Source organism: Pantoea sp. SGAir0184, from assembly GCF_043544755.1.
In genome coordinates, this window is the sequence record NZ_CP028050.1 from 3,988,312 (window position 1) to 4,001,320 (window position 13,009).

At 59.5% G+C, this 13,009-nt stretch carries 11 protein-coding genes; 3 read left to right on the forward strand and 8 right to left on the reverse strand.

Going from position 1 to position 13,009, the window contains the following annotated elements:
* Positions 1 to 180: 180 nt before the first annotated feature.
* The 8 genes from corA to C1N60_RS18890 form a co-directional block, all read right to left on the reverse strand.
* The gene (gene corA, locus C1N60_RS18855; protein WP_010617090.1) at positions 181 to 1,134 is read right to left on the reverse strand and encodes a magnesium/cobalt transporter CorA; all 954 of its coding nucleotides are present in this window, start codon (positions 1,132 to 1,134) and stop codon (positions 181 to 183) included.
* Positions 1,135 to 1,455: 321 nt separating this feature from the next.
* Entirely contained in the window at positions 1,456 to 3,618 is a 2,163-nt protein-coding gene (gene uvrD, locus C1N60_RS18860) for a DNA helicase II (RefSeq protein ID WP_141497107.1), read from the reverse strand.
* Between the two features lie 173 nt (positions 3,619 to 3,791).
* Positions 3,792 to 4,508, reverse strand: a complete 717-nt coding sequence (yigB, locus tag C1N60_RS18865) for a 5-amino-6-(5-phospho-D-ribitylamino)uracil phosphatase YigB (protein WP_394521186.1) — start codon at positions 4,506 to 4,508, stop codon at positions 3,792 to 3,794.
* The gene (xerC, locus tag C1N60_RS18870; protein ID WP_021506971.1) at positions 4,505 to 5,416 is read right to left on the reverse strand and encodes a tyrosine recombinase XerC; all 912 of its coding nucleotides are present in this window, start codon (positions 5,414 to 5,416) and stop codon (positions 4,505 to 4,507) included. Before xerC ends, yigB begins: the two co-directional genes overlap by 4 nt.
* A complete protein-coding gene (locus C1N60_RS18875) occupies positions 5,413 to 6,117 on the reverse strand; it encodes a DUF484 domain-containing protein (RefSeq protein ID WP_058781631.1) in 705 nt (234 codons plus the stop codon). The genes xerC and C1N60_RS18875 overlap by 4 nt, the downstream gene beginning before the upstream one ends.
* On the reverse strand, positions 6,114 to 6,938 hold the full coding sequence (dapF, locus tag C1N60_RS18880; protein WP_031279612.1) for a diaminopimelate epimerase: 825 nt from the start codon (positions 6,936 to 6,938) through the stop codon (positions 6,114 to 6,116). The genes C1N60_RS18875 and dapF overlap by 4 nt, the downstream gene beginning before the upstream one ends.
* A 29-nt stretch (positions 6,939 to 6,967) precedes the next feature.
* On the reverse strand, positions 6,968 to 7,174 hold the full coding sequence (locus C1N60_RS18885) for an LPS translocon maturation chaperone LptM (RefSeq protein WP_022548017.1): 207 nt from the start codon (positions 7,172 to 7,174) through the stop codon (positions 6,968 to 6,970).
* Positions 7,175 to 7,299: 125 nt separating this feature from the next.
* Positions 7,300 to 9,858, reverse strand: coding sequence for a class I adenylate cyclase (locus C1N60_RS18890; RefSeq protein WP_021506974.1), 2,559 nt, complete (start codon positions 9,856 to 9,858; stop codon positions 7,300 to 7,302).
* A 317-nt stretch (positions 9,859 to 10,175) separates the two neighbouring features.
* Here C1N60_RS18890 and hemC point away from each other — a divergent pair, with 317 nt between their 5' ends.
* From hemC to hemX, 3 genes are read left to right on the forward strand one after another with little or no spacing between them, the layout of a single operon-like run.
* Positions 10,176 to 11,117, forward strand: coding sequence for a hydroxymethylbilane synthase (hemC, locus tag C1N60_RS18895; RefSeq protein WP_031279613.1), 942 nt, complete (start codon positions 10,176 to 10,178; stop codon positions 11,115 to 11,117).
* Positions 11,114 to 11,854 (forward strand): uroporphyrinogen-III synthase, encoded by a 741-nt coding sequence (hemD, locus tag C1N60_RS18900; protein WP_394521187.1) that lies wholly within the window; start codon positions 11,114 to 11,116, stop codon positions 11,852 to 11,854. The genes hemC and hemD overlap by 4 nt, the downstream gene beginning before the upstream one ends.
* Before the next feature lie 23 nt (positions 11,855 to 11,877).
* Positions 11,878 to 13,008, forward strand: a complete 1,131-nt coding sequence (gene hemX, locus C1N60_RS18905; RefSeq protein WP_058758109.1) for a uroporphyrinogen-III C-methyltransferase — start codon at positions 11,878 to 11,880, stop codon at positions 13,006 to 13,008.
* The last annotated feature ends 1 nt before the right edge of the window (position 13,009 follow it).

The following is a 13,009-nucleotide window of genomic DNA, read 5'->3' on the forward strand; positions in this document are numbered from 1 at the left end:
ATAGCGATGGAGACGGTCGTCATGAATGACGACCCTACGACGGCCTGGCAGGTTGAACAGAACGCGCGCGTGAAGTTAACGGTATGTATGCACAACCGGTGCGTTAACCCGTGGGGTGCGCATTAATACACAATCGGTGCATTAACCCGTAGGGTGCGCATTAATGCGCACCAGGTAAACTTACAGCCAGTTCTTCCGTTTGAAATAGAGATACGGCGCCAGCCCGGCGAGAATCATCAGGCCAATCGCGCCGGGATAACCAAAGCTCCACTTCAGCTCCGGCATAAACTCAAAGTTCATGCCGTAGCTGGAGGCCACCAGCGTCGGCGGCAGGAACACCACGGACACCACCGAGAAGATTTTGATGATGCGGTTCTGCTCGATGTTAATAAAGCCCATCGCCGCCTGCATCAGGAAGTTAACCTTCTGGAACAGCGATTCGTTGTGCGGCAGCAGCGATTCGATGTCGCGCAGGATCTCGCGCGCCTGCTCCAGCTGATTGCCCGGCAGCCGCGCTTTACGCACCAGGAAGTTCAGCGCACGCTGGGTATCCATCAGGCAAAGACGCACTTTCCAGCCGATATCCTCCAGCTCCGCCAGGCGCGACAGCGCGTCGTCGTACTCTTCGCCCTGTTGCCCTTCCATAATCACGCGGCTGAGTTTTTCCAGCGCGCTATAGATGTTCTCGATCTCATCCGCCAACTGCTCGATTTTGGTTTCGAACAGATCGAGCAGCAGTTCGTAGGCGTTGCCATCGGTCAGCTGCTGATTGCGCGCGCGCATGCGGTACAGGCGGAACGCCGGCAGCTCACGCTCGCGCAGTGTGTACAGGCGATCTTCGCGGATGGTAAACGCCACGGTGGAGTTGCCGGCGTGATCTTCAGCATCTTCAAAAAAGAAAAAGGAGTGGATGTGCAGGCCGTCTTCGTCCTCGAAGAAACGCGCCGAGGCCTCAATGTCCTCCAGCTCGGGGCGCGTTGCCAGGCTCTGCCCCAGTTCCGACTGCACGCGCTCACGCTCGCTGTCGTCCGGCTCGATCAGATCGACCCACACCGAGGTGTTGAGTTTGTCGTTGTTGTCTTCCAGCTCGATGCGCGTCAGGCGATCGCGCTCCAGTTTAAATGCGCTCAGCATAGCAATACTCCCCATTGCAGACGACATGGGACAAGGCGGTGAACCGCAGTGCTGCTGGCACCACGGGCACGGCAAAGCCTGAACGCGGAAACTTTCGCTTCAAGGGTAAATCAGTGCTGACTCGTGCGACGGGATCAAAAAGGGAGGTCGCTGATAACCGCTAAGGCTACCCGCGTTAAAGAGGTAGCCTTAGAAATTGTCCCTGTTAACCAGGGTATAGAGCCAGCATCGACTGGGCGCGTCCAAGGCATTGTCCTCTCATGATAATAGTGCGCGCATGTTACGCTGAGACGAAAAAGTCGTCAAGGTAGCGCAACCGCGCTACACGGTTTCCAGCCGGGCGTAAGCCGCCACCAGCCACTTGATGCCCTGGCCCTGGAAGGCCACCTGCAGACGGCTGTGCTCGCCGCTGCCTTCCAGATTGATAATGGTACCTTCGCCGAACTTAGCGTGGCGCACGCGCTGCCCGAGCGCAAAGCCGCTGTCGCTCTTCGCCACCGGTGTGCCCATACGCTGATGACTCACCGGCCGGCTCACGCTGGCGCGCAGCCGCACCTCTTCCACGCACGCTTCCGGCAGTTCACCAATGAAACGCGATGGCCGGTGATACACTTCCTTACCATAAAGGCGGCGGGTTTCAGCGTAGGTGAGCGTCAGCTTCTCCATCGCGCGCGTCACGCCGACATACGCCAGGCGACGCTCCTCCTCCAGCCGGCCGCCTTCGTCCAGCGACATCTGGCTCGGGAACATGCCCTCTTCCATGCCGACGATAAACACCTGGCTGAACTCCAGCCCTTTCGCCGAGTGCAGCGTCATCAGCTGCACTGCATCCTGCCACTTGTCCGCCTGGCCTTCGCCAGCTTCCAGCGCCGCGTGCGACAGAAACGCCTGTAGCGGCATCAGATCTTCGTCTTCGTCCTGATAGCTGAACTGGCGCGTGGCAGTGACCAGTTCCTCTAAGTTTTCGATACGCGCCTGGCCTTTTTCGCCCTTTTCCTGCTCGTACATCAGCCACAGACCGGAGTCTTTAATCACCCGATCGGTCTGTACGTGCAGCGGCAGCTCAGCGGTTTCCGTCGCCAGCGCATCCACCAGCTCGCAGAAGCGCTGCAGTGCTGAGGCAGCACGGCCAGCCAGCGCTTTGGATTGCAGCAGTGCGCGCGTGGCCTGCCACAGCGTCAGCTGCTGCTCACGCGCGGTCTGGCGCACCACGTCGAGCGTGCGATCGCCAACGCCGCGCACCGGCGTGTTGACCACGCGCTCGAATGCCGCATCGTCGTTGCGGTTGGCCAGCAGCCGCAGATAGGCCAGCGCATCTTTGATCTCCTGGCGCTCGAAGAAGCGCATGCCGCCGTAAATGCGGTACGGCATACTGCCCTGCAGCAGCGCCTCTTCCAGCACGCGCGACTGGGCGTTGCTGCGGTAGAGAATGGCGCAATCCTGCAGCGCGTTGCCGTTTTCATGCCAGGTTTTGATGCGATTGACGACAAAGCGCGCTTCATCCAGCTCGTTGAACGCGCAATACAGCGAAATCTTTTCGCCGTCGCTGCCGTCGGTCCACAGCTCTTTCCCCAGACGGCCATTGTTGTTGGCAATCAGGGCGTTGGCTGCTTTCAGAATGTTATTGGTGGAGCGATAGTTCTGCTCAAGACGGATGGTTTCCGCGCCTGGGAAATCCTGCAGGAAACGCTGGATGTTCTCCACCTGCGCGCCGCGCCAGCCGTAAATGGACTGATCGTCATCGCCAACGATGATGACCCGGCCGCTGTCGCCTGCCAGCATGCGAATCCACGCGTACTGAATGTTGTTGGTGTCCTGGAATTCGTCCACCAGAATATTGCTGAAGCGCTCACGGTAGTGATTGAGAATCTGCGGCTTGTTGAGCCACAACTCATGCGCCCGCAGCAGCAGTTCGGCGAAGTCGACCAGCCCGGCGCGATCGCAGGCTTCCTGGTACGCCTGATAGATACGCAGCCACGTCTGCTCCACCGGGTTGCCGTAGCTTTCGATGTGCTTAGGCCGCAGCCCTTCGTCCTTTTTGCCGTTGATGTACCACATGCCCTGACGCGCCGGCCACTGTTTCTCGTCGAGGTTCATGGCTTTGATCAGGCGCTTGAGCAGACGCAGCTGATCTTCGCTGTCGAGGATCTGGAAATCCTGCGGCAGCCCGGCATCCAGGTGGTGCGCGCGCAGTAAACGGTGCGCCAGGCCGTGGAAGGTACCAATCCACATGCCGCCCTGGCTGGTACCGATCAGCTGGTCGATACGGTGGCGCATCTCCGCCGCCGCCTTGTTGGTGAAGGTCACCGCCATGATTGAGTAAGGCGAGCAGTTCTCTACCGACAACAGCCAGGCGATGCGATGCACCAGCACGCGGGTTTTACCGCTGCCTGCTCCGGCCAGCACCAGCAGATTGCTGCGCGGCGCGGCGACCGCTTCGCGCTGTTTGTCATTCAAGCCGTTAAGCAGATCGGAAACGTCCATAAGCACCGTTTTAAGCAAGTAGGATGCGTATCCTGCACCGTTCGCGTTGCCGCCAGGCGGCAAGGGCAGACATCTGCGAGGGCGTAATCAGCTAAGCGATCAGGCTGGTGACACACAGCCTGCACGGCCGCGCGTTGCAGAATACAGAATACGACTGGATAAATTTACAGCCATTATAGCAGCGAGGTCAGCGATGCCAACTGATGAATTTCCACGTGTGGCAGCAGGCGCGCGTCATCAATCTTCATCAGATTGCCGTCACGCAGGTTGATCCAGCACGCCTGCAGACCGGCGCGCAGCGCACCGGCGACGTCGGTGGTCAGGTCATCGCCGACGTGCAGAATATGCTGCGGCGCAATGTCCAACCGTCCGGCGGCCAGATGGTACATATCCTGCCACGGCTTGGCGCGGCCGTGCGGACCGGCGCGCAGCGCGAACTGGAAGTAGTGATCAATGCCGAGCTTTTGCGGGTCGGCGTTGCCGTTGGTGATCGCCACCAGCGGCACGCGCTCGCCGAGCCAGGCCAGCGTCTGATGCGTCTCTTCTGGCATCTCCACCGCACTGCGCCACTGGTGAAACACGCTCATCACGTCCCGGGCACCTGCGCTGGCTTGCGCGGCCGGCAGTCCGGCGTTGAGCAGCGCCAGCTCTACCGAGCGGCGACGCCACTCAGAGACATCGTGGTAAATTTCCGGCTCACGCAGCAGCAGTTCATCGCGCAGCGCCTGATAATCTTCCGGCGTAAACTCGCGCAGCGCCGGGTGATACGCCTGCAGTGCAGCGTGCGATTCCGCCGTGGTTTTACGGATCACCGGATAGTTGTCATACAGCGTATCGTCAAGATCGAAGGTGATGGCTTTGATCGGGCCCAGCGGGCGATAAAACTTCATTCAGACTTTCCTCGTTTGGCACGCGGGTGTGCCGCATCGTATACCGACGCCAGATGCTGGAAATCCAGGTGGGTATAGATTTGCGTGGTCGAGAGGTTGGCGTGGCCGAGCAACTCCTGCACCGCGCGCAGATCGCCGCTCGATTCCAGCAGATGGGTAGCAAACGAGTGGCGCAGCTTATGCGGGTGGATATGGCTGGCGACGCCCTGCTTAATGCCCCATTCGGCGAAGCGTTTCTGCACATTGCGCGCCGAAATACGGCTGCCGCGCGTCGATACAAAAACCGCATCATCCTGCGGCGCGAAGCTGTTGCGTAACGGCAGCCAGTGCTGCAGCCAGGTGACGGCGGTGCCGCCAATCGGCACGCGGCGCTCTTTGCTGCCTTTGCCCCGCACCCAGACTTCACCGCTCTCCAGGTCCAGATGACGACAGTCGATGCCCACCAGCTCAGCGAGACGTAAACCGCCGCCGTACATGGTTTCCAGCATGGCGCGGTCGCGCACCGCCAGCGGATCGTCGAGGTCGATCTCCAGCAGCTGGCTGACTTCATCGACATCCATATTTTTTGGCAGATGCCGTGCGTTGCGCGGCGTGGCGATGCCTTTCGCCGGATTGGCGCTCAGCATGCCCTGACTGACCTGCCAGTCGAGAAAGCTGCGCAGCGCCGACATGCGCAGGGCCAGGCTGCTGGCCCCGAGACCGCCGCGCCGGCTGCGCGCCGCCAGACTGCGTACCTGTGCCGGTTCCAGCTGCGACCAGGCGGTAATGTGCATGTCATCCGCCATGGCGATAAGCGCCTGCAGCTGGCGCTGGTAATTCTTTTGCGTCAGCGGGCTGAGCTGGCGTTCGACTTTCAGATAGCGCAGAAAGCCCTCAACGGCCGGCAACAGCGGGCTGGCGCTGCTCATGCGCGCTCAACCCAGCGAGACAGCAGGTCGGGCAGCATTTGTGCCAGGTGCTGCAGCAGCAGCGTGCCCATGCCTGCCTGATAGTGCTGGTTGTCGCGGCTGCTGAAGATCAGCACGCCGAGATCGCCCTGCTCGCCCATCAGCGACATCGCCACCGATCCGACGGCTTTTGCCTGCGGCAGCAGCAGCAGCAACTCCGGTCCGTTCAGGCTGCCAAGGTAGTGATGCTGCTGACCAAAGCGCTGGATGCGCAGCGGCTCAAACGCCTGGCGTGACAGACTAAGCTGGGTGAAATCGGAGGGTGCGCCGATGCGCCAGCGGTCGCTGAACAGCCGCACATTGGCGCCCGCCAGGCCAAGCTCGCGCGCCCAGCGATGCAGCCGCGTCAGCATCTCCTGCAGGCTATCGGCGGCCGCGAGATGGCTCTGCAACGCCAGCAGGCGATCGAACAGCTGATGATTGGCGGTTGCCTGCTCCATCAGCAGCGTAATCTCCTCTTCCAGCTGCTGGATGTGGTTGCGCTGACGCGCCATATGCCACTCCACCAGCGATACGCTGCCGCGCACCGGATGCGGCACCATCATTTGCTCAACCTGGCGCGCATTGCGAATAAAGAAATCGGGGTTGTGACGCAGCCAGGCGCTCACCGCCTGATCGTCCAGCAAAACCGCGCTGTCGGTCTGCTCTTCGATATTTTTCATAGATGAATAAACCCATCATAGACGTGTGTGGCTGGCCCGGTCATAAACAGCGGCTGACCGGCCCCTTTCCAGGCGATATGCAGCGTGCCGCCGGGCAGATCGACGCGCACTTTCTCCGCCAGAATGCCCTGCTGAATGCCGCAGGCCACTGCGGCGCAGGCGCCGCTGCCGCACGCCTGGGTTTCGCCCGCGCCGCGTTCATACACGCGCAGACGGATGTGTTCCGGATTGACCACTTCCATAAAGCCGACGTTCACGCGCTCGGGAAAGCGCTCATGGCTCTCCAGTGCCGGACCGAGCGTCTCCACCGCGGCGGTTTTCACGCTTTCAACCTGAATCACGCAGTGTGGATTGCCCATTGATACCGCGCCAAACATCACGGTCTGCTCGGCCACGCGCTGCAGATAGAGGTTTTCCGCCTTGTTAGCGCGCAGCGGCACCTGCTGCGGGTCAAAGTTGGGCTCGCCCATGTTAACGCGTACCAGCTCATCGCTGGTGACGCTCAGTACCATGCGGCCGGTCTGAGTGCTGACGCGAATGTCGCTTTTATTGGTCAGCCCTTTGAGGCGAACAAAGCGGGCAAAACAGCGCGCGCCGTTGCCGCACTGCGCCACTTCGCTGCCGTCAGCGTTGAAGATGCGGTAGTGGAAATCGAGATCCGGATCGTAAGGTGGCTCGACGATCAGCAACTGATCGAAGCCGATCCCCAGATGCCGATCCGCCAGGCGGCGAATCAGTTCCGGCGAAAAAAAGACGTTTTGCGTCACGGCATCGACGACCATAAAGTCGTTACCGAGACCGTGCATTTTCGAGAACTGCATTTTCTGCTCCGCCGGATGACTCATCGGGTTTAATTCGCCTGCACGCCAGCCGGTTTGCTGGTGACCAGGCCGCTGGTATCCGCATCCTGTGCCGCTTTCTGCTGCTGCTCAGTCACCGGCTGATTTTTCTGTTGCGGCCGATCGTTGGGCGGGAAATACAGCGGTCCTTTCAGGCCACAGCCTACCAGGCTGACCAGTGCCAGCGCCATACCCAGCTGGCTCATCACTCGTATCATTCTGTCTGCTCTTTTTATCCAAATCCCAACTGCTTATCATCGCAGTTGACGTTGTAAAAGCAACAGGAAATATCCGGCAGAAGGTTCAGAAACGGGGGCAGGCCACTGCGTACAGCGCAGCGGCTTTAGTGCATTTGGTAGCGCGGCTGGAAGTCGCCGTTGTCGTTATCCGGCTGGGTGGCGCACAGCTGCGTCAGCGTCTGGCTGCGGAACGGAATCACCTGAAAGCGATCGCCGGCGTGCACAATCTGATAGAACTGCGGCAGGTTGAAATTGATAAAGCTCGAGCCGTAGGTAAAGCGATCGTGCGACGACGAATAGAAACGGCTGACGTCACGCACCAGCTCTTCTTTGCTGCCTTCGCAATGGTGATACACCTCAACCCGGTTGCTTTCATCAAGGATATAGATGTTGAAGCCGCGATCGTCACTGGTGTCTTCAAAGAAGAACTGAATGATGCCTTCGCTGGCGTAGCCGTTGACCACCGGTGGCAGCGGCGTCTGGTTCGATTCAACTTTGATCGACAAACCGTGCAGCTTGTTGTTGGAAATCGCGCCGTAAAACTCGACCGCATTTTCCAGCTTCTGCACCGAAACGCTCATACGTTCGAAAAACAGACCCCAGGTCTGACCGGCCATGCGCAGCGCTTTAAAGCGGCCCGGCTCCTGACGCGTGCTCGACAGACGCAGCTCAATGCATTCCGACACCAGCTGCTGCACGCGGGTACGAATCAGACCGCGCAGATGCTGGCTGTAGCAGAATACTTCCACCGTGTCCGGCGGTGCGGCGTCCTGATGCATTTTGCCCAGAATGGTTTTCAGCGCTTCAATCATCGCCTGCTCGCCGCTGAAGTGCAGCGTACGCACTTCGTTCCACGAGTTGCGGTACAGCAGATCGATGCTGCCGATCAGGCACTGCTGCTGCTGACCAAAGCTGAATACATCCAGCTTTCGGAAGTCGAAGTGCACCACCTGATTGCGGAACGCCGAGGTCGGATCGTGTTCGAGGTTAACGATGATCGCCAGATGCCGGATTTCGCACGGGCTATAGAGCGCTTTCGGCGTCGGTGCCGGCAGACGCAGCGGGAAGTGGCTGGAGACATCGTTGACCAGCTCCTGCAGGCGCGGCAGATCGCAGAATTCGTTGCCCTTAATGTGCAGACGGGTTTTGCGCGTCAGCAGTCCGTTAAACCACGCCCATGCCACTAACTTGTTGAGATAACGGTTATATTCCAGCGGCTGATGGCTGATGATTGAGCTCATGTCCGGCGACTGGTTATACAGATACCAGCCGGCACGATTGGCGCGCCCGGCCGGCACATGAATAAAGGTCAGGTTCTCTTCCGACAGATCGGGCGAGATTTGCGGGTTCACCAGCGTGACTTTGCCCGGCAGCGCTTCAAACGCGGCGTACAATTTACGCGTCAGCACGCCGATGTCCTGCGGGCTGGCGCTGACGCTTAAATTGTTGCGACGGGCAAAACGGATCAGGTTGCGATAGCTCTGCATCATCGCATCCAGCAGCTCGTTGTGCGCCTCGCGCACCCGTTCGATTTTCCACTGCGCGCGATTATCCAGCACCGCCAGCTTCTCATCGTCCCAGCCCCACTCTTTCACCAGCTGCGACAAAATTTCACGCCGCCAGCCCGCGCGCGGATGCTGCTCCTCGCTGGAGAGTTTTTCGCACACTTTGAGGTAGAAACAGCGGCGCACCAGGTCGAGGCGCGCGGTGTCATCGACGCTGGTCAGGTAGCGCGTCACGCGCTCCAGCATCATGCAGTAGGGATCGAGACCGAAGCAGACAATTTCGCCGTCGTGCAGCCGCTGTTTGATATCCATCGCCAGCAGCTGCGTGTTTGGGTATTCCCAGCTGTAAGCTTCCAGCAGCAGGGTTTTCAGCACCGCTTTGTACGGCGAATCGATACTTTTATACAGCTGCCACAGGCTGGCACCGAAATACTCTTCCGCCGACAGCGTGCCGAGACCGCCGAGATCCAGCCACTCATTCGGCGTCAGCACGCCCTGTGAATAGAGCGACATCACGTAATCGTCGTAGTGATGTTCTTCTTCGCCAGGCACCATGTTCCACAGAATGCGTTTCCCCGCCATGCGCACGGCGGTACGGTAGAACTCATCCAGCAGTAAAATGTGTTGGGTAGAACCGCAGTCTTCACCGCCGAGGCTGCCGCTCTCATTATGGCGGAAACGGTTTTCGTCGATCAGGAAGAAGCTGACTTCCACACCCAGCGACACACACCATTTTTGCAGGAGCGTACACTTGCGCTGCAGATTGAGACGCTCTTCGTTATCCAGCCATGACTGATGGCATACCCAGATGTCGAGATCGGAGACGCTGTTCTGGCCGACGGACGAGGTGCTGCCCATCGAGTAGATGCCGGTGATAGGCAGTTCGCCCTTCACCGCGCTGCTGAGGTCGAGCGGATGGTCGCCCGCTAACTGTTGCAGCAGCTGCTGCTGGTTTTCATCAGGCGCAAAGAAGCTGACGCCATGGGGAACGCTACCTTCAAGGTAACCCGGCATCAGCGGATGATGATAATGCAGTAATGTTGGCAGCAGACTGTAGACGTGCTGGAAAGCAGGTCCCATGGCAGCCAGTGCGCGATCTACACGCAGCTGGTTAATCGCATCCAGTCTCTGTTTCAGTGTCTCAATGTAGAGGTACAAGACGTTTCGCCTGATTGTCCCAGTGTTAAGCACCCTGTTTCCAAAATCTGCCGCTTAATAATAAAGATGTCGGGCAAATTATTGCTGGAAACGTGATCAATCTAACACCTGGAAGATTGACCGTAAAGAAAGTTGCGCTACCTGACAGTTTAGCACGTTCCAAACGTAGCCCTGCATTTTCGGACTCCAGCCTCAGAATCTGACGCCGTAAAAAGCGGGCTCCGGTCTGAGATTGCAGCCTGGTCAATCCGTTGAAACTGACAGCATTCCCCTATCAATGATAGGATAATCGATGAACGATCAAAATGGTTAACAGCATGTTAAACAAAATTTTCAGAATTGCTACCAGGCAAAGCCCGCTTGCCTTGTGGCAGGCACAATATGTCCAACAGCGCCTGATGGCTGCGCATCCCGGCTTGCAGGTTGAGCTGGTGCCGATGGTCACCAAAGGTGATGTCATCCTTGATACGCCGCTGGCGAAAGTGGGTGGCAAAGGACTGTTTGTCAAAGAGCTTGAGCTGGCGATGCTGGAAAACCGTGCCGATATGGCGGTGCATTCCATGAAAGATGTGCCGGTCGATTTTCCCGACGGTCTGGGACTGGTGACCATCTGCGAGCGCGAAGATCCGCGCGACGCATTCGTCTCGAATCATTATTCCTCGATCGACGCGCTGCCGCAGGGCGCGGTGGTCGGCACGTCCAGCCTGCGTCGCCAGTGCCAGATTAGCGCACGGCGCCCGGACCTGGTGATTCGCTCGCTGCGCGGTAACGTCGGTACGCGTCTCAGCAAACTGGACGCCGGCGAGTATGACGCCATCATTCTTGCTGCCGCCGGGCTGAAACGCCTTGGACTGGAAGATCGCATTCGCCAGGCGCTGCCGGCGGAGTTTTCCCTGCCGGCGGTGGGCCAGGGCGCGGTCGGCATTGAATGCCGCCTCGACGATCAGCCGTTAATTACGCTGCTGCAGGCGCTGAACCACAGCGACACCGCCGTCTGCGTGCGCGCTGAGCGCGCCATGAATACCCGTCTCGAAGGCGGCTGTCAGGTGCCGATCGGCAGTTTTGCCGTGCTGGAAGACGATCAGCTGTGGCTGCGCGGCCTGGTCGGTGCGCCGGATGGCAGCCAGATGGTGGTGGGCGAACGCCGCGGCCCGCGTGAACAGGCCGAACAGATGGGAATTTCACTGGCCGAAGAGCTGCTGGATGGCGGTGCGCGTGACATTCTGCGTGAAGTTTATCAGGGACAGCCGCCCGCATGACTATCCTCGTGACCCGTCCGGAACCCGCCGCCAGCGAACTGGTCGCGCGCCTGCGCAGCCAGGGCAAACTGGCGTGGTCGTTTCCGCTGATTGAATTCACGCCGGGTCGCGATCTCCCCCAACTGCCGCTAAAGCTGGCCGCCCTGCAGCCCGGTGACCTGGTATTTCTGCTGTCGCAGCAGGTGGTGCACTTTGCCCAGCCCGCTTTACAGCAGCAGTGCAGCGCGTGGCCGGCATTTCTCGACTATTATGCCATTGGTCGCAGCACCGCGCTGGCGCTGCACACCGTCAGTAATCTGAAAGTTGACTATCCGCATGCGCGGGAAACCAGCGAAGAGCTGGTGCGGCTGAATCGCCTGCAGCAGGTCAGCGGCAAGCGTGCGCTGATTCTGCGCGGCAGTCCGGGCCGTGAACTGCTGGCGGAGACGCTGATCGCCCGCGGCGCGGACGTGCAATACTGTGAGTGCTATCAGCGCTGTGAAAAGCAGTACGACGGCGCGATTGAAGGCCGTCGCTGGCGCGATCGCGGTATTACCACGCTGGTGGTGACCAGCGGTGAAATGTTACAACAACTGTTTGCGCTGTTTCCGCCAATCGATCGGCGGGAATGGCTGCTGCACTGTCGACTGCTGGTCGTCAGTGAACGTTTGGCTACCCAGGCCGCCGAATTAGGCTGGCAGGAGATTGAGGTAGCCGATGGTGCGGATAACGACGCGCTGCTGCGTGCGTTACGCTGAACTTAACATTGGGATGAGCCACAATGACGGAACAAAAAGACTCCTCCGCCATGGTTGAAGAAACCACCCCTGCGGACACTTCCCCGACGCCAGCCAGCCAGCCGCCTCGTGCGAAAAAGAGCGACGGCAAGGTGCTGAGCGCGGTGGCAATTGTCATTGCACTGGCGATTGGCGCGGGACTTTACCTGAATGGGAAACACCAGGCCGACTTACAGGCTCAGACTAACCAGAACCTGAGCGAGCAGCTGAGCGCCCTGCAGCAGCAACTGGGCAGCGATAAACAACAGCTCTCGCAGCAGCTGGCGGATGCCAACACCGCGCTGCAGGAAGCGCGCAGCCAGCAGGATAACAGCGCCAAAGAGCTGGAGACGCTGCGTGAAAAAGTGGCCACTATTTCCGGCAACGATACCCGCACCTGGCTGCTGGCGCAGGCCGACTACCTAGTCAAACTGGCGGGTCGCAAACTGTGGAGCGATCAGGACGTCACCACCGCGGCAGCGCTGCTGAAAAGCGCGGACACCAGCCTGGCGGAGATGAACGATCCCAGCATCATGAACGTGCGCCGCGCGCTGACCCAGGATATCAGTTCACTGGCGGCGGTCAGCCAGGTGGACTACGACGGCATCATCCTCAAGCTGAACCAGTTGTCGAACGGCGTGGATAATCTGCGTCTGGCCGATAACGACAGCGATGAGTCGCCGATGGATGCCGACAGCGGTGAGCTCTCCAGCTCGCTGCACGAATGGCGTCAGAATCTGGTGAAGAGCTGGCACAACTTCATGGATGATTTCATCACCATCCGCCGCCGCGATAATACCGCGCAGCCGCTGCTGGCACCGAATCAGGATGTTTATCTGCGCGAAAACATCCGTTCACGTCTGCTGATTGCTGCGCAGGCGGTGCCGCGCCATCAGGATGAGATCTACAAACAGTCCATCGATGCGGTATCCACCTGGGTGCGTGCCTGGTACGACACTAACGATGCGGCAACCAAAGCCTTCCTCGCCCAGCTCGACGAGCTGAGTCAGCAAAGTATTTCGATGGACGTGCCGGACACGCTGGAGAGCCAGGCGCTGCTGGAAAAACTGATGCAAACGCGCGTGCGCAATCTGCTGGCGCAGCCATCGGCTGCGGCTGATCAACAGGGAGGCTAAC

What these genes read in the sequence shown, in the direction of transcription:
- uvrD (WP_141497107.1), bottom strand. Translation starts at nt 3,618, where the DNA reads ATGGACGTTTCCGATCTGCTTAACGGCTTGAATGACAAACAGCGCGAA.
- dapF (WP_031279612.1), bottom strand. Translation starts at nt 6,938, where the DNA reads ATGCAGTTCTCGAAAATGCACGGTCTCGGTAACGACTTTATGGTCGTC.
- corA (WP_010617090.1), bottom strand. Translation starts at nt 1,134, where the DNA reads ATGCTGAGCGCATTTAAACTGGAGCGCGATCGCCTGACGCGCATCGAG.
- C1N60_RS18885 (WP_022548017.1), bottom strand. Translation starts at nt 7,174, where the DNA reads ATGATACGAGTGATGAGCCAGCTGGGTATGGCGCTGGCACTGGTCAGC.
- hemD (WP_394521187.1), top strand. Translation starts at nt 11,114, where the DNA reads ATGACTATCCTCGTGACCCGTCCGGAACCCGCCGCCAGCGAACTGGTC.
- hemX (WP_058758109.1), top strand. Translation starts at nt 11,878, where the DNA reads ATGACGGAACAAAAAGACTCCTCCGCCATGGTTGAAGAAACCACCCCT.
- yigB (WP_394521186.1), bottom strand. Translation starts at nt 4,508, where the DNA reads ATGAAGTTTTATCGCCCGCTGGGCCCGATCAAAGCCATCACCTTCGAT.
- xerC (WP_021506971.1), bottom strand. Translation starts at nt 5,416, where the DNA reads ATGAGCAGCGCCAGCCCGCTGTTGCCGGCCGTTGAGGGCTTTCTGCGC.
- hemC (WP_031279613.1), top strand. Translation starts at nt 10,176, where the DNA reads ATGTTAAACAAAATTTTCAGAATTGCTACCAGGCAAAGCCCGCTTGCC.
- C1N60_RS18875 (WP_058781631.1), bottom strand. Translation starts at nt 6,117, where the DNA reads ATGAAAAATATCGAAGAGCAGACCGACAGCGCGGTTTTGCTGGACGAT.